Origin of the sequence: Cupriavidus necator, assembly GCF_016127575.1 — a bacterium.
Classification (GTDB): Bacteria; Pseudomonadota; Gammaproteobacteria; order Burkholderiales; family Burkholderiaceae; genus Cupriavidus; species Cupriavidus necator_D.
This window is the reverse complement of sequence record NZ_CP066019.1, coordinates 487,701-503,989: the sequence shown is the minus strand read 5'-3', so window position 1 is coordinate 503,989 and position 16,289 is coordinate 487,701. Positions and strand designations below refer to the sequence as shown.

The following is a 16,289-nucleotide window of genomic DNA, read 5'->3' as shown; positions in this document are numbered from 1 at the left end:
ATACATGACCCCGATAAATCCCCTTCGCCGCCATCTGCTCAAGACCACCGCCGCGCTGGGCGCGTGCGCGCTGGCACCAACACTGGCCCGCGCACAGGCCTGGCCGGCCAAGCCGATCCGGCTGGTGGTGCCGTTCGCGCCGGGCGGCAGCTCGGAGATCGTGGCGCGCTCCACCGCGGCGGAGCTGACCAAGCTGCTAGGCGTGTCAGTCTTCGTCGAGAACAAGCCCGGCGCGGCCGGCAATATCGCCATGGCCGAAGTCGCGCGCGCCGATGACAACCACACGCTGATCCTCGGCCATATCGGCACGCTGGCGGTCAATCCGTTTATCTTCCCGAAGCTGCCCTACGACCCCGTCAAGGACTTCCGCGCGATCTCGCTGCTGTCCAAGGTGCCGAGCCTGTACGTGGTCCACCCCGACGTGCCCGCGAAGAACCTGAAGGAGTTCGTGGCGCTGGCCAAGAGCAAGCCTGGCAAGCTGAACTACGGTTCGGCCGGCAACGGCAGCGCCGGCCACCTGGCCTTTGAATACCTGAAAGCCGCGAGCGGCACCTTCATCACCCATGTGCCGTATCGCGGCAGCGGCCCGCAGATCACTGACCTGTTGTCCGGACGGCTGGATGCGGCCGCGGTCGGCGCGCCGGCGATCATCCAGTTCATCAAGGCCGGCAAGGTGCGCTGCATCGCCACCGGCACGACCCAGCGCATTGCCCAGCTGCCTGACGTGCCTACGGTCGCGGAACAGGGCTATCCCGGCTTCGAAATGACGCAGTGGTACGGACTGCTGGCGCCGGCATCGCTGCCGCAGGCGGCCGCCGACAAGCTGGCGGACGTCACCGCAAAAGCCGTGAAAAGCCCGACCTCGGTCGAGCGCCTGAGCGCGGATGCGGCGATTGTCGTGGGCGGCACGCCGGCCGAGTTCTCGCGCTTTATCGCGCAGGAACAGCAGCGCTGGAAGCCCATCATTGCGCGCGCCGGGATCAAGCCGGATTGAGCGGACAGCCGCTCCCGGCACAGCCTTAGCCGGCGATGCCAGCCCAGCGCAGGTGCTTGTCCCAGTCGGCGTCGCTGATCACGCCGGACACGCCCTGCCGCTGGCCATCGGCGCGATAGAAGTAGGTGCGCGGCATCTCGCCCATCCAGTCCGGATCGACCGCATAGCGCAGCCGCTCCTGCGGCTCGTGCCCGAACACCCACGCGTTGCGCGTGAGCCTGACGCGCTGGAGCAGTTGCTGCACCTGTGGCAGCGCGTCGGGGTTGTCCGTCGCCAGCGTGACGACGCGCAGGTTTGGATGCTGCGCGCGCAGCTTGCCGATGGTGTCGAAGTTGCGCTTGCAATAGACGCAGTCGAGCGACCACACCACCAGCACAAAGGGCTTGCCCTGCTGGCTGGCTGCGAGCTGGGCGGCGCTGGCCGATGCGAACACGGCAACGCGCTCGGCCGGTTGACTGCCGGCATTGGCGGCAGTCATCGCCAGGGTCAGGACTGCAGCGGCGAGCAGCTTGCGGCGGGATGGCATCATGCGCCCTCCTTGCCCAGCGGGAACACCTGGAAGCCCTCGGCATCGGTACGCCACAGCACGTAGGCGCGGCCGGCGTGCTGCAGCAGGTGCGGCTGGTCCGAGTCGCGCTCCGTGCCGGCCAGCTTGCGCGTCTGCCAGGTCTTGCCGCCATCGTGCGACAGCATGGCGGACAGCCGTGTCTGCCGGCCGTCGAACGATTTCCAGGCCACCGCGATCTCGTTGTCGTTCAGCGCGACGATGTCGGCATGCTGCGCACGCGGATCATCCAGCGGGCGCTGTGCCTGCAGCTTGCCGTCCTTCCAGCGCCCCACCGAGACCGTGGGCTTGCCTTCGCGCACGTTGAACCAGATCATGTGCACCGTGCCATCGGGCGCCACCGAAGCGCCGGGGCCGTGGTGCGGACAGGCATCGATGCGCCAGTCGTCGAAGGTGGCGCGCTGCACCGGCGTGGCCTTGCCGTCGGTGCCCAGCAGCGCCAGCGCGTGGTCGCGCGCGTTGGGCGGGAATACATGGCGCCACAGCGCCAGCATCTTGCCGTCGGGCGTGGGCGACAGCGCGATGCGGCAGCATTCGCACGACTGGTCGGCGACCTTGTAGTCGCCCTGGAAGGTCTTGCCGTGATCGGCCGAGACCGCGTAGTAGACCGCGGCGCCGGCGTACGGCTGCTTGCGCGCCTCGGCGGCAACCACGTCGCGCTTGTCGATCCAGCTGACGAAGACGCGCCCGGCATTGTCCACCGCGATGGCGTCGAAGCGGTGGGCGATCTGGTCGCGGTTGGCATGCACCGTCAGCGGTTCGGCGAAGGACTTGCCGCCATCGGTGGAACGCGCAAAGCGGATAAAGCCGGTCCACGGCTTGGGCAGCGGCTGGGTCCAGGTGACGAAGATCTCGCCGTCGCGCCCGGTGGCGACCTTGGGCCGGCTTTCGTGATCGGCGGCGGCCTGCTCCGGCACGCTGTTGACATGCTGCGCCGGCCCGAAGCTGCGGCCGTAATCGGTCGATGCACGTACCGCGACGTAAGGGCCGTCCTTGTAGGCGACCCATAGCTTGCCGTTTCGATCGAACGCGGCGCCGGTGCCCAGCTCGCTCATCTTCGCGGCCTTGGCCTGCGCGCCGTGGCCGCTGTGATCGCCGTGCGTTTGCGCGGTCGCGGCCAGCGCGGCACCGGCCATCATCAGCCCGGCAACGATCAAGCGGAAACCGGGGCGAACGCCTTGCATGGTTGTGGTCAGCCTGTTCACGTGCTCAGAAGGAGAGTTTCGCCTCGGCGTAGAACGTCCGGCCCGGATACGGGTGATAGACGTAGTAGCGCTGGTCGGTGAGGTTGTCGATGCCAAGCCCGAGGCGCACGTTCTTCGCGGGCCGGTACGTCAGCTTGACGTCAAAGGTCAGGAAGCTGCTGGTGCCGCCGAAGGTGTCGGGGTTGACGTCGGAATTGTCGAGCGTATTGTACTGCCGCCCCGAATAGGTCATGGCCAGCGTGCCGGCCCAGGCCGGCGTGATGCGATAGGTGCCCATCAGGTTGGCCCGCCACTTGGGGATGCGGTAGAAGTACTTGCCCACCGAGGCCGGGTTGTTGGCGTTCTCAAGCGTCTTCGAATGGTTGTAGGCCCCGCTGGCCGACAGGTCGAAGCCGCTGACGAACACATCGCGCGCGTCATAGGCCAGCTCGATGCCGCGGGTGCGCACGCGGTCGACGTTCTGAAAGCTGGTGACAGTCGGGAATACCGTGGTGTTGGTCTGGCTGACCAGGGCATCGCGGATATCGTCCTCATACACCGAGACCCGGAAGTACGACGAATCCAGCGTGCGCTCGAAGGTCAGGTCCTTCGAGAACGACCGCTCGGGCTGCAGGTTGGGATCGTTGTTGATCAACGCGGTCCCGGTGATGCGGCCCTGGAACAGCTCGCTGACAGTCGGATAGCGATAGGCCTGGCCCAGCGACAACCGGCCCAGCCAGTCCTGCCCGAATGCCTTCTCCAGCGCCAGCTTGGGCGACCAGTTGGATTCGCTGCGCACCGGGTAGCCGATATCCACGCCGGGCTGGCTGCGGCTGCCGTCATAGGCGCGCCAGTGTTCGTAGCGCACGCCGGGGATCAGCTTCCAGTCCTCGGCAAAGTACCAGGCGTCTTGCGCATACAGCGCCTGGGTCTCGGTCTTGCCGGCAAAGGCGTTGTTGAAGGCGCTGATGGTGGCCGCCTGCCAGTCCGAGGTGTTGTAGGTGGTGTTGCTCAGCCGGTAATTGTCATAGTGGTAGCCGAACGTGACCCAGTGCCCGCCCTGCAGCTGCCGCGGCCGGTAGTCGGCCTTCAGGTCGAGCGTGCGCCAGCCGGTGCCGTCGCCATAGGTCACCGTGCCCGGCCCGCTGCCGACGGTGTTGGCGCTGCGGCTGATGTCCTTGCTGACATCGAACAGCGACGCCACGCCCGAGAAATTCCAGCCGGTCTCATTGCGCGTACGCAGCGACAGGCCATAGAGCCAGCGCGCGTCCTCGCCATTGCTCGGGGCGAAGGCGTTGGCGGGAATCACATAGCGATAACCGCCGATATTCACGGGACCGCTCGACACAACATTGCCATCGGCATCGCGCAGGTAGCTGCCGGTGGCACTGGAGCGGTCCTGCTGCCAGTAGGCCGCGGTGAACTGCGCCTGCAGGGTATTGGTGATGTCGTAGCCGAGCTTGAGCTTGAGCTGGTCCTGCACGGTATGCGTGACGCCCTCGCTGTTCACGCCCATCACCACGCGCTCGCGGCCGGTCTGGTCCTGGTCGAAGTGCGCGCCGGTGACCGGCTTGTCGGCGGAAGTGGCACGGGCCGTGGAACGCGCCGCGGTATAGAAACTCAGCGGCTGGCTCTTGCTGTCCTGCCGGTCCACGCTGACCAGCCACGAGAACGGGCCGACGCGGTCGCCCACATAGGCGTTGGCGTGGACCCCGTTGAAGTTGTCGTGCGTGCCATACAGGCTGAAGCGCTGCGTGAACAGCTGCACGCTGGCATCGCCCTCGAACTTCTCCGGCGTGCGCGTGGTGATCAGCACCGTCGCGCCCAGCGAGTTGCCGGGATACAGCGCCGAATACGGGCCGTACAGCACATCCATGCGCTCGATCTCGGCGCTGTTGACCAGCGACCAGCGCGGCGGGAAGCTGAAGTCCGATCCCAGCAGGTTGGACAGCAGCAGGCCGTCCGCATAGACCAGCCCCCGCGCCGACTGGCGCGAACTGGTGCTGCGCACCGAGATGATCGAATTCATATCGCCGATGAAGCGCTTGCGTACGGCGAGGTTGGGCGCGTACTTGAGGGCGTCTTCCGTGTTCACCACATTGAAGTCGGCCATGCGGCGGCGGCTGATGCCGTAGGCCGGCGAGGGCGTGTTGGGCGGTATGGCCGGCGTCTCGGCGCGCTCCGACTTGGCCGAGACCACCACCTCCTGCAGCGGCTCGGGCGCGTCCACCACCTGGGCGGCGGCGACGGCGGGGCCCATCAGCACCGCCGAAACGGCCAGTGCAATGCGATTCTTCTTCACTGGAAAACCTTGTTGTCGTCTTTTTCGACTCACTCCACCTGAGCGCAGCATACGGCGCCTCTCCCCGAGAGCGAGCGCTGACATTTTATGGGGCACGGGGGCGCAGGCCGATGCGACATAGCGACGCGGGCGGCAGGCTGCCTAAGCGTTAACCCGCATATCCAACGTCGAGCCTTGTCACTACATTGCCCGGATTGGCGTCAAGCCAATGTGATGCAGGGAGAGACTGTCGCGGTGCCCGCCGCGGACAGCGCCGAAGGAGCAACCGCCCCGGAAACTCTCAGGCAAAAGGACCGGCATCACCAGTCAGTGCACTCTGAAGAATGCCGGACGCTATCGTCCGCCGGCATACCGAAGGAGCAAGCGCGCCCCGCCCTCGCGGCCGGGTGGCGTGAATCTCTCAGGTCCAGAACAGAGGGGGCGTCCGCCACGCATATTGCGTCCGGGCTCCCACCATCGACGTTCCTGGAACCTGCAGATCATGAAATCAATCGCTGTCATCGGCGGTGGCATCACGGGTGTCACCACGGCCTACGCGCTGGCCCGGCGCGGATTCTCCGTCACGCTGTTCGAACGGCACCGCTATGCCGCCATGGAGACCTCGTTCGCCAACGGCGGCCAGTTGTCGGCCTCCAACGCCGAGGTCTGGACCCACTGGTCGACCCTCGTCAAGGGCATGAAATGGATGCTGCGCAACGACGCCCCGTTGTTGGTCAATCCCCGGCCCAGCTGGCACAAGCTGTCCTGGTTCGCCGAGTTCATCGCCGCGATCCCCCACTACCGCCGCAACACCATCGAGACCGCGCGCCTGGCCATCGCGGCGCGTGAGCACCTGTTCGCCTGGGCGGCGCAGGAAGGCATCGATTTCGACCTGAAGAAGGAAGGCATCCTCCATATCTACCGCGACAAGACCGGCTTCGAGCATGCCGGCCGGGTCTCGGCACTGCTGGCGCAGGGCGGGCTGGAACGGCGCGCCGTGACGCCCGAGGAGATGCGCGCGATCGAGCCGACGCTGGCCGGCTCGTACTACGGCGGCTACTTCACCGAGAGCGATTCCACCGGCGACATCCACAAGTTCACCAGCGGCCTGGCCGCAGCCATCGATCGGCTGGGCGTGCGCTGCCTGTACGGCCAGGACGTGCGGGCGGTGAAGACCGACGGCAGGCGCGCCACCGTGACCGTGCAGGACGGCGCCGACACGGCCACCTCCACCTTCGACGGCGCCGTGATCTGCGCCGGCACCGCCAGCCGCGCACTGGCCGCCGGGCTGGGCGACCGCGTCAACATCTATCCGGTCAAGGGCTATTCGATCACGGTCAACCTGACCGATGAGGCCAGCCGCGCCGCCGCACCGGTGGTCAGCCTGCTCGACGACGAAACCAAGCTGGTCACCAGCCGCCTGGGCGACGACCGCTTCCGCGTGGCCGGCACCGCCGAGTTCAACGGCTACAACCGCGATATCCGCGCCGACCGCATCCGCCCGCTGGTGGAATGGGTGCAGCAGTGCTTCCCCGGCGTCAGCACGCGCAGCGTGGTGCCTTGGGCCGGGCTGCGGCCGATGATGCCGGATATGCTGCCGCGCGTGGGGCGCGGGCGTGCGGCCTGCATCTTCTACAACACCGGGCATGGGCACCTGGGGTGGACTTTGTCGGCGGTGACGGCGGATATGGTGGCAGGGGTTGTCGACCAGCATGTCGGCGCGAAGGTGGCAGTCGCGGCGGGTGCGCCGATGGCATTGGCCAAGGCTTGAGTTCGCGGGTGTTTTCTCCCCTCTCCCATTTGTAAGATAGGGCCACCGTGCTCGAACAGCGCCGCGCCATGATGGAATCATGGCGCGGCGCATGTATACGCTTGAAAAATAGTGGATTTGTGCCCTATTTTCGCCCGGATGAATACCCAAGCCATCCACCAATTAATGAGGCTGCGACCATAGACACGAACCAGCCAACAAAGAACAGATTCGCTGCATGCTGATTCGTGTCGAACAAACTTCCTGTCCCGCGCAAAACTACAACGCCGAAGAGATATAACCCGCCCCAAGCAGCAAGCGTAGCCAGGACAGCACCAGTCATAGCGCCGATGACTGCTCTCAGTATCTTCATTTTACGGGGAAGAAAAGAATTGTTTTCGAGTTGCGAAAATCTGACCAAATACCCGGAACCACAATATTCAAACTTACTCTTAGACCAGTACCAAAGCCTGTGAGCTTTTCTCCATTCCATAAATCGATATGGCCTCCGCTAGCATTCCCTGCCACCTCTCCGTCACGCGTCCAATAGCCATCGAACATTATTATTCCGGTTCGCCCCTTTACCTTGCCCACCCAGTCCCGCCCTGTAATATTCTCCGCCTTCCCTAGGCCGGCAAAAGGTTGCAACTTCAACCATTCCCCGAGTTCGTTTGCTCGCGTGGCAGTGACCTTCCCGTCTGCGGGAAGAATAATACGCCCGATACTCGGCTGCCCCGACAGCGGCTTCACAAGCTTCGATGAAAAGGACTTCATCTCGATGCCGACTCGATGAAGAGTAACACTCATACGGATCGCGCACTGATCGGAATAGGCCGGATTGTCGTATGGATTACCCGACGGATAATTTTCCCAGAGTTCCTGAAACGTTACCACCTTAAGCTGCACTTCCTTAATGGAGTTCGGTGTCGCGTTTGTTGTCACGATCGTTTTCTTATTGGGCATACCTCATACCTCTATCTGTTTTGCTAGAGCGTCATCGCCCCAATAAATTGCGTACTCGTTGAGGTTCTTTGTATATATGCGGGGTAACTTGCGGCTTTCGTCTATACACCCGGAGAATGCCCGCCCGTCGGGCGTCGCGATGAAGTAGGGGTAGCCTTCCAAGGGTGTATTACCCGCTCGGACTCGGACTTGCTCGTCGTAGTCACCTGTCGCGGGCGAAGTCAGGTTCGAAGAGGCCAAGGACGCGGACGATGGCGGCGGCGGCGCATTGCGGCCTCCCCGGTTCACCTCAATAATGAAATCCATCCGCGAGTGGATGACAACCGGGTGAGTCGGGCACTTGCAATTGACTCGCGCACCAGTCACCAACATCTGTTTGCCATCTACATCGACGGCCGGATAACAGTCATTCATCACCGGCCCGCCCACCTTGCAGGCGGGGCAGGTTGCATGGTCGCCTTCGACACCGACTATCAGGTCATGATGGAATATGCTGCGGCCCGTGGCGAAGAGTATGCCGCCCGAGCTTGTCTTGTCTCCGTTCCGGAGTGCGTAGCGAATATCCGGCATGACGGCCTCTTAGGCACGCACGGAATAGTAGGCGGGATCGAGCAGGCCAAGGATAGACTTGTCTGCCGATTCGTGGAATTCCAGCGCCGTCACGGGACTGAACACAATGGTGTCCCCATTGCTCAGGGGGCTGCCGATGAGGGCCACCGGCACGCCTGCTGACTCGCACGCCTTGCCTGCGCCCGCCATAATCACCGCCGTACTGCCATCCTGGCAGGTCGCCACGTCGCCAACCCGGACGATGGGACGGCCATCGTAGCTTTGATTGCCGGAACCCTTCACGACTTCACCGCCGTTGGCGGTCTTCGCACCTTCGAATGCTGCAACGTAAATCTTCTTGGTTTTCCTGTCTTGCATCATTGATCCTCGGTTAGAAACGGCTGGTTTGCCGAATACCATTGAGCCGAAATCGGCAGTGGGGATCAATCAGACATGGCCTAAATTTGGGGATGATTTTTCAAAGGCTTTGCATGACGGCCGGGCGGTTTGAAGCCTATTGTTCGCGGGACGACCGCGACCGGCCTCCTGGCTGTGGGGCGCTCGGTGCGGCAGCCGCACGCTCGGCCTGCGCCCGCACTACCAGCTCCCCGATCGCCTGCGCGAGCCGCGTGTGGGCTCCCAGCCCCATCTTGTAGGCCGCATTGCGTGAGGGATACCCTCTCCCCGGCCCCTCTCCCGCAAGCGCGAGAGAGGAGAAACTCCTTGGACGGCTTTCACCTCATCCGGGTCCGCGCCCCAAACTCCCCACAATCCCCTTGCGGAAGGTCAGCACACATACGATGAAGATGATGCCCGTCACCATCGACACCGATTCACCGAGCCCGTTGAACCAGTCGATGTCCGTCACCGCCGCAAGGTAGCTGCCCAGTTCGCCCAGCTTGTTCTCCAGCGCGATCACAACAAACGCGCCGACGATCGGGCCGGTGAGTGTGCCGAGCCCCCCCAGCAGGGTCATCAGGATCACCATGCCGGACATCGACCAGTGCACGTCGGTCAGCGTCTCGAAGCCCAGCACCAGCGCCTTGATCGAGCCGGCCAGCCCCGACAGCGCCGCCGACAGCACGAAGGCCGTGAGCTTGAAGCGGTCGACGTCATAGCCCAGCGACACCGCGCGCGGCTCGTTCTCCTTGATCGCCTTCAGGATCTGGCCGAACGGCGAATGCACCGTGCGCACGATCAGCGCAAAGGCGGCCACGATGATCGCCAGCGCGACGTAGTACAGCGTCAGGTCGTCCGACAGCGGCAGCACACCGAACAGCTTGCCGCGCGGGATGCCCTGCAGGCCGTCCTCGCCACCGGTGAACGGCGCCTGCAGGCAGATAAAGAACAGCATCTGCGCCAGCGCCAGCGTGATCATCGAGAAGTAGATGCCCTGCCGGCGGATGGCCAGCGAGCCCACCACGTAGCCGATCAGCGCGCCCGCACCGGTGCCCAGGATCAGGCCGATTTCCGGGGTCACGCCCCAGACCTTCATGGCATGGCCGGCCGCGTAGCCAGCGCCGCCGAAGAAGGCCGCATGGCCGAACGACAGCAGCCCGGTATAACCGATCAGCAGGTTGAAGGCGCACGCAAACAGCGCAAAGCACATCACCTTGAGCACGAACACCGGATACGCACCGGCCAGCGGCGCGGCCAGCAGGCACGCCAGCACCACGCCGTACATCACCTGCTTTGGCAGGCGCCCCGCCGCCTGCTGCTGCCGCATGCCGATTGCGGCGATAGATTGTCCGCTCATCACTTCTCCTTTCCGAACAGCCCTGCCGGGCGCAACAACAGCACCACCACCATGATGACGAAGACAACGGTGGAAGATGCTTCCGGGTACAACACCTTGGCCAGCCCCTCGATCACGCCCAGCCCCAGGCCGGTCAGGATCGCGCCCATGATCGAGCCCATGCCGCCGATCACCACCACCGCGAACACGACGATGATCAGGTTCTGCCCCATCAGCGGCGATACCTGCATGACGGGCGCCGCCAGCACCCCGGCAAACGCGGCCAGCGCCACGCCGAAGCCATAGGTCAGCGTCACCATCCGCGGCACGTTGACGCCGAACGCCTCGACCACCTTGGCGTTCTCGGTGCCGGCGCGCAGGTAGGCGCCCAGCCTGGTCTTCTCGATCACGTACCACGTCGACAGGCAGACCGCCAGCGATGCCCCGACCACCCACACGCGGTAGTTGGGCAAGCGCATGAAGCCGAGGTCGGAGGCGCCCTGCAGCGCCTCGGGCGGTGCATAGGGCAGCCCGGACACGCCATAGACCGAGCGGAAGATGCCTTCGATCACCAGCGTGATGCCTAGCGTCAGCAGCAGGCCGTAGATATGGTCGAGCTTGTAGATCCAGCGCAGCATGGTCTTCTCGATCCCCACGCCCAGCGCGGCAACCACCAGCGGCGACAACAGCAGCATCACCCAGTAGCTGAGGCCGGCATAGGCCATGCCGGCCCACGCCAGCACCGCACCCAGCATGAAGAGCGCGCCGTGCGCAAAGTTGATGACATTCAGCAGCCCGAAGATGACCGCCAGCCCCAGGCTCAGCATGGCGTAGAAGGCGCCGTTGACGAGCCCGAGCAACAACTGCGACAGCAGCGCCGGGAGCGGGATTTCAAACAGATTCATGAGTCGCTCCTTATACGCCCAGCAGTTCATGCAGCACCGGCATCCTGGCCTCCAGCTCATTGGCCGCGAAGCGCTCGACGATGCTGCCGTGCTCCATCACGTAGAAGCGGTCCGCCAGCGGCGCGGCAAAGCGGAAGTTCTGCTCCACCATCACCACCGTGTACCCCTTCTGCTTGAGCATCAGGATCATGCGCGCAAGCGCCTGCACGATCACCGGTGCCAACCCTTCCGAGATTTCATCGAGCAGCAGCAGGTTGGCGCCGGTGCGCAGGATGCGCCCGACCGCCAGCATCTGCTGCTCGCCGCCGGAAAGACGCGTGCCCTGGCTCTGGCGGCGCTCCTTCAGGTTCGGGAACATCTCGTAGATATCGGTTTCGCTCATGCCCTTGCTGGTGTCGGCGCCCTTCAGCACCGGCGGCAGCATCAGGTTCTCTTCGCATGAGAGGCTGGAGAAGATCGCCCGCTCTTCGGGGCAATAGCCAATGCCGTAGTGCGCGATCTTGTGCGTGGGCAGGCTGATGGTCTCGTGGCCATTGACCTTGATCGAGCCCTTGCGCGCGCCGGTCAGTCCCATGATCGCGCGCAGCGTGGTGGTGCGGCCAGCGCCGTTGCGGCCCAGCAGCGTGACCACTTCGCCGCGGTTCACGGTCAAATCCACGCCGTGAAGGATGTGCGATTCGCCGTACCAGGCGTGCAGGTCCTTGATCTCGAGCGCGGGTGTGTTGGCGGGTGTGTTCAATGAAGTCATATCGTTCCCCGGCCCTCTCAGTGCGCGCCCTGCAGTTCCGCGTCGACGGTGCCCATGTAGGCCTCCATCACGCGCGGATCCCTGGACACTTCGGCATACGGGCCTTCGGCCAGGATCGCGCCACGCTGCAGCACGGTGATCTTGTCAGCGATCGACGAGACCACGCTCATGTTGTGTTCCACCATCAGGATGGTGCGGCCCGCCGAGACCTTCCTGATCAGCTGCGTGACGCGGTCCACGTCTTCGTGGCCCATGCCCTGCGTGGGCTCGTCGAGCAGCATCAGCTCGGGCTCCATCGCCAGCGTGGTGGCGATCTCCAGCGCGCGCTTGCGGCCGTACGGCAGGTTCACCGTCAGCGTCTGCGCGAACTCGGTCAGGCCGACCTGCTCTAGCAGCTCCATGGCGCGGTCATTGAGCACGTCCAGCGAGCGCTCGCTGCGCCAGAACTGGTACGCCGTGCCGAGCTGGCGCTGCAGCCCGATGCGCACGTTCTCCATCACCGTCAGGTGCGGGAATACCGCCGATATCTGGAACGAACGGATCACGCCGCGCCGCGCGATCTGCGCGGGCTTTTCACGGGTGATGTCGATGCCGTTGAAAAGGATGGTGCCGGTGGTCGGCTCCAGGAACTTGGTGAGCAGGTTGAAGCAGGTCGTCTTGCCGGCGCCGTTGGGCCCGATCAAGGCATGGATCGACCCGCGGCGTACCCGCAGGTTGACGTCGCTCACCGCGGTAAAGCCGCGGAAGGCCTTGCCGAGGTTGCGGGTCTCTAGTATCAGGTCTTGGTGCATGGCGGTGACTCCGTGGCGCTGCCGTGTCTGTGGGGATGACGCGGCATGCTCAGCCCGCCACGGGCAGCGCAGCGACCGCGTAGGCGTGGCGCAGCGTGCGCCCCAGCACCGGGTCTTCCAGCTCGATCTCGAAGCGCTCGGCCGGGCGGATGCCGCCGATCGCGGGCAGCGTGCCGCACAGCATCGCCGAGCCTTCGCCAAAGTCGCCGCCATGGCCGCTGAAGTGCTGCAGCAGGTCCGCCGGGGAGCGCATGGCGGTCACCGGACCTTCCTGGTACAGCACGCGCTCGCCGTCGATGGTGGCGTAGGAGCGCAGCATCAGCTGGTCCCAGTGGCCTTCCACCTCAGAAAGGCGCCACAAGGCCGACGCACAGGGCTTCTCGCACATCTGCTTGGACACGGTGATGCCGTAGGTCTCGGCTTCGCGGTCGGTATGGTCCGAGGCAATGCCCACCAGGATTTCATCGCCGTCCCGGACCAGCAGGAACTCGGCTTCCCCGCTGCTGGCCTCGCCACTGACCTGGATCTCCGGGGCCGGCCCCAGGCGTTGCGCAGCGACGCGATAGAACACCGGCGTATAGGGCGGGCGCTTCACGCCCAACTCCTCCAGTTCGCGGATATGGGCTTCCATGGCTTCGACGTCGCGCCCGGTCCATCCCGCCACGATGAGCTGATGGATGGTGACGGTGCGCTGCGACTTGCCCTGGCAGCTGTCGAGTTCAAAGGTAAGGGTCTGCATGATCGGTTGCTCTCTGCAACGGGGTGGAGTGCCGGCTGGAATGCCGGCCTCGATGAGGGATGTGGGCTTACTTCCTGACCAGCGGGCAAGTGCTTGCGCTGAGCGGGCGGAACGCTTCGCTCGCGGGAATCACGCTCTTGATCTTGTAGTAGTCCCAAGGACGCTTGGACTCCTGCGGCCGCTTCACTTCGACCAGGTACATGTCGTGCACCATCAGGCCGTCGGCGCGGATCGTGCCGTTCTTCGCAAAGAAGTCATTGACCGGGGTCTCGCGCATGCGGGCCAGCACGGCATCGCTGTCGTCGGTTCGCGCGGCCTGGATCGCCTTCAGGTAATGCGTGGTCGACGAATACACGCCGGCATGCACCAGGGTCGGCATGCGCCCGGTCTTGTCGAAGAAGCGTTGCGACCAGGCGCGCGTGGCGTCGTCGCGATCCCAGTAGAACGATGTGGTCAGCGTCATGCCCTGCGCGGCTTGCAGCCCCAGGCTGTGGATATCGCTGATAAACATGTGAAGCCCGGCCAGCTTCTGCTTGCCCGCGGTGTTGATGCCGAAATCCGCGGCGGTCTTGATCGCATTGACCGTGTCGGCGCCAGCGTTGGCCAGGCCGATCACCTTCGCACCCGAGGACTGTCCCTGCAGCAGGTAGGACGACAGGTCGGCGGAGTTGATCGGATGCCTGGCCTTGCCCTTCAGGGTACCGCCGACACTGGACAGCGCCTCGGTGCCGTCCTTCTCCAGCGACGCGCCCAGGGCGTAGTCGACCGTCAGGAAGTACCAGCTGTGGTCGCCGCGCCGGGCCAGCGCCTTGACCGTGTTGGCGGCAAAGGCGTAGGTGTCGTACGAATACTGGATGGTGTAGGGCGAGCAGTCTTCATTGCTCAGGCGCGTGGTGCCGGCACCGCTGGCGATGACGATCTTGTGCTTGAGCTTGCCCAGGTTGGATACCGCCAGCGCGACCGAGGACGGCAGGGCGTCCTGGATCACGTCGACCTTCTGGTTGTCGAACCAGCCGCGCGCCAGCGTGGCGGCGACGTCGGTCTTGTTCTGGTGGTCGGCGCTGACCACCTGGATGGGGGCGCCCAGCACCTTGCCGCCGAAATCGTCCACGGCCATCTGCGCGGCCACCACCGAGCCCTTGCCTCCGATATCGGAAAAGATCGACGACATGTCGGTCAGCACACCGATCTTGACCACGCCGTCGCTGATGGGGGCCGGGTCGGCTGCGGAAGCAGTCGCCGCGAACAGGGTGGCGCAGGCCAGTACGGCGGCGCCGGTACGGATATCAGGCATTGTTGTCTCCACTGTAGTTATGGGTACTTCTGTACTGCTGCGGGGGCTCAACCCCGCTCGTGCCGTAATGCCCCCTCGATGCCCATGCCGATGGCCAGCAGCCTGCGGTCGGACAGGTGGCGCCCGAACAGCATCAGCCCCACCGGTGCGTCGCCCGGGCGATGGCACGGGACCGACAGCGCGCACAGGTCGAGCATGTTGGCGATGGCCGGGTTGCGCAGCAGCAGCCGGTTGGTGCTGAAGAAGGCTTCGTCGTCGTCCAGGTCCGCGATGCGCGGCGCCACGACCGGCACGGTGGGCAGGACCACGGCATCGAATCCCGCCAGCTCGGCATCGGCCTGCCGGCACAGCTCGCCCCGGCGCTGCAGCATGCGCAGGTAGTCGGCGGCACGCTGCCCGTCAGCCAGCCGGATGCGCGACAGCACGCGCGGGTCATATCGATCGGCCTGCTCAGCCAGCAGGCTGCCGTGCCAGGCACTGGCTTCCGCTGCGACCAGGCCGCCGTTCGCGCCGATGCCGGCCAGCTGGTCCCAGCTGTCGAAGCTCACGTCCTGCAGCAGCGCGCCCGCCGCGGACAGCCGGCGCAGCGTGCGGCTGAAGACCTCGGCCACCTCGTCCGACATGCCTTCCAGCACCAGGCCGGTGGGCACCGCCAGGCGCAGCCCTGCCAGCGGCGCCGGCCCCGCGGGCGGCACCTCGCCCGCCATCACGGCATCAACTGCGGCGCAGCACGCCACAGTGTTGGCCAGGCAGCCCACCGAGTCATAGCTGGGCGACAACGGCACCGTGCCCTGCAGCGGCACGCGCCGCGCCGTGGGCTTGAAGCCGGCGATGCCGCACAACGCGGCCGGGATCCGGCACGAACCGCCGGTGTCGGAGCCGATCGCGGCCAGGGCCATGCCGTCGGTCACCGACACCGCAGCCCCCGACGACGAGCCACCGGGAATGCGGCCCGCCTGCCGGTCGTAGGGATTGCGTGGCGTGCCGTAGTGCGGATTGATGCCGACGCCCGAGTAGGCGAACTCGGTCATATTGGTACGCCCGACAAACACCGCCCCCGCCGCACGCAAGCGCGCAATGACCGGCGCGTCGGCACTGGCCGCACGCTCCGGCAGCACACGTGCGCCGGCGCGAGTCACGTCGCCCTGCACGTCGAACAGGTCCTTCACGGACACCGGCACGCCCGCCAGCGGGCCGGCCACGCCCTGCTCGCGCAGCATGTCGCTGGCCTGGGCCTGCTTGCGCGCCGCCATGCTCACGCCATGCGGGAATACGCGCGCGCCCTCGCCGCCTGGATTGCAGATACGTTCGACGCATGACGCCAGCAGGGACAGCGCGTTGGCGCTGCCCGCGGCAAGCTGGCGCTGCGCGGTTGCGATAGTCGCTTCCATGATCAGGCCGGGTCGTAGTAGTGGATCTCCAGCAGCATGCAGCCGCCGTCTGACTTGAACGGGCCATGGAAGGCGCCGGGCGGGCGGCAGGCGTAGGTGTTGGGGACGAAGGCCTCGCCGCCCTTGCCATTGGCGTCGTTGCCGACGGTCAGGTCGCCGCTGAGCAGGTAGACCTCTTCCCAGTACTCATGCACGAAGGGCGAGGTGGTGAACACGCCGGGCTGGAAACGCAGCAGGCGCGTACGGCTGCCGCTGCGGCCGTTCTCGTCCAGCGAGCCGGACAGGATCTTCTGCTGGATACCCGACGGATAGCCGTGGGGGACCTCCCAGCCGGACTCCAGGTCCAGGGTGTGGAACTCGTCGTGAAGTTTGGTGATTGCCATGTCGATCTCCGTGTTCG

At 65.3% G+C, this 16,289-nt stretch carries 16 protein-coding genes and 2 riboswitches; of the genes, 2 read left to right on the top strand and 14 right to left on the bottom strand.

The features are described from left to right. Positions 1 to 4 precede the first annotated feature (4 nt). Complete coding sequence (locus I6H87_RS21310) at positions 5 to 994, top strand: Bug family tripartite tricarboxylate transporter substrate binding protein (RefSeq protein ID WP_011616649.1); 990 nt, start codon at positions 5 to 7, stop codon at positions 992 to 994. A 25-nt stretch (positions 995 to 1,019) separates the two neighbouring features. On the opposite strand, the gene I6H87_RS21305 is transcribed toward I6H87_RS21310, so the two are convergent. The 3 genes from I6H87_RS21305 to I6H87_RS21295 are packed head-to-tail and all read right to left on the bottom strand — an operon-like array spanning position 1,020 to position 5,096. Then, entirely contained in the window at positions 1,020 to 1,523 is a 504-nt protein-coding gene (locus tag I6H87_RS21305; RefSeq protein ID WP_011616648.1) for a TlpA family protein disulfide reductase, read from the bottom strand. After that, positions 1,520 to 2,743 (bottom strand): sialidase family protein, encoded by a 1,224-nt coding sequence (locus tag I6H87_RS21300; protein WP_011616647.1) that lies wholly within the window; start codon positions 2,741 to 2,743, stop codon positions 1,520 to 1,522. The genes I6H87_RS21305 and I6H87_RS21300 overlap by 4 nt, the downstream gene beginning before the upstream one ends. A 25-nt stretch (positions 2,744 to 2,768) precedes the next feature. After that, positions 2,769 to 5,096 carry a TonB-dependent receptor gene (locus I6H87_RS21295; protein WP_011616646.1) on the bottom strand — a complete coding sequence of 776 codons (2,328 nt, stop codon included), beginning with the start codon at positions 5,094 to 5,096 and terminating at the stop codon, positions 2,769 to 2,771. 156 nt (positions 5,097 to 5,252) lie between these two features. After that, positions 5,253 to 5,351, top strand: a riboswitch (glycine riboswitch). Continuing rightward, positions 5,352 to 5,470: riboswitch (glycine riboswitch) on the top strand. Positions 5,471 to 5,526: 56 nt separating this feature from the next. Between I6H87_RS21295 and I6H87_RS21290 the strand changes: the two genes are divergently transcribed. Further along, positions 5,527 to 6,795: a D-amino acid dehydrogenase gene (locus tag I6H87_RS21290; RefSeq protein WP_011616645.1), complete on the top strand. Its 1,269-nt coding sequence runs from the start codon at positions 5,527 to 5,529 to the stop codon at positions 6,793 to 6,795. 348 nt (positions 6,796 to 7,143) lie between these two features. On the opposite strand, the gene I6H87_RS21285 is transcribed toward I6H87_RS21290, so the two are convergent. From I6H87_RS21285 to I6H87_RS21235, 11 genes are all read right to left on the bottom strand, one after another. Further along, the gene (locus tag I6H87_RS21285; protein WP_011616644.1) at positions 7,144 to 7,737 is read right to left on the bottom strand and encodes a type VI secretion system amidase effector protein Tae4; all 594 of its coding nucleotides are present in this window, start codon (positions 7,735 to 7,737) and stop codon (positions 7,144 to 7,146) included. A gap of 3 nt (positions 7,738 to 7,740) precedes the next feature. After that, positions 7,741 to 8,307, bottom strand: a complete 567-nt coding sequence (locus tag I6H87_RS21280; RefSeq protein WP_010813250.1) for a PAAR domain-containing protein — start codon at positions 8,305 to 8,307, stop codon at positions 7,741 to 7,743. A gap of 9 nt (positions 8,308 to 8,316) precedes the next feature. Further along, positions 8,317 to 8,733, bottom strand: a complete 417-nt coding sequence (locus tag I6H87_RS21275) for a PAAR domain-containing protein (protein WP_231881489.1) — start codon at positions 8,731 to 8,733, stop codon at positions 8,317 to 8,319. 292 nt (positions 8,734 to 9,025) lie between these two features. Further along, positions 9,026 to 9,970: a branched-chain amino acid ABC transporter permease gene (locus I6H87_RS21270; RefSeq protein WP_371852261.1), complete on the bottom strand. Its 945-nt coding sequence runs from the start codon at positions 9,968 to 9,970 to the stop codon at positions 9,026 to 9,028. A 71-nt stretch (positions 9,971 to 10,041) separates the two neighbouring features. Next, a complete protein-coding gene (locus I6H87_RS21265; RefSeq protein ID WP_011616641.1) occupies positions 10,042 to 10,926 on the bottom strand; it encodes a branched-chain amino acid ABC transporter permease in 885 nt (294 codons plus the stop codon). Between the two features lie 10 nt (positions 10,927 to 10,936). Then, complete coding sequence (locus tag I6H87_RS21260; protein ID WP_011616640.1) at positions 10,937 to 11,674, bottom strand: ABC transporter ATP-binding protein; 738 nt, start codon at positions 11,672 to 11,674, stop codon at positions 10,937 to 10,939. Between the two features lie 17 nt (positions 11,675 to 11,691). Beyond that, positions 11,692 to 12,465, bottom strand: a complete 774-nt coding sequence (locus tag I6H87_RS21255) for an ABC transporter ATP-binding protein (protein ID WP_011616639.1) — start codon at positions 12,463 to 12,465, stop codon at positions 11,692 to 11,694. Between the two features lie 49 nt (positions 12,466 to 12,514). Next, complete coding sequence (locus tag I6H87_RS21250; protein ID WP_011616638.1) at positions 12,515 to 13,204, bottom strand: DUF2848 domain-containing protein; 690 nt, start codon at positions 13,202 to 13,204, stop codon at positions 12,515 to 12,517. A 67-nt stretch (positions 13,205 to 13,271) separates the two neighbouring features. Further along, the gene (locus I6H87_RS21245) at positions 13,272 to 14,498 is read right to left on the bottom strand and encodes an ABC transporter substrate-binding protein (protein WP_011616637.1); all 1,227 of its coding nucleotides are present in this window, start codon (positions 14,496 to 14,498) and stop codon (positions 13,272 to 13,274) included. Positions 14,499 to 14,545: 47 nt separating this feature from the next. Next, positions 14,546 to 15,889, bottom strand: a complete 1,344-nt coding sequence (locus I6H87_RS21240) for an amidase (RefSeq protein WP_010812509.1) — start codon at positions 15,887 to 15,889, stop codon at positions 14,546 to 14,548. A gap of 2 nt (positions 15,890 to 15,891) precedes the next feature. Next, on the bottom strand, positions 15,892 to 16,272 hold the full coding sequence (locus I6H87_RS21235) for a cupin domain-containing protein (RefSeq protein ID WP_010812510.1): 381 nt from the start codon (positions 16,270 to 16,272) through the stop codon (positions 15,892 to 15,894). Positions 16,273 to 16,289 lie beyond the last annotated feature (17 nt).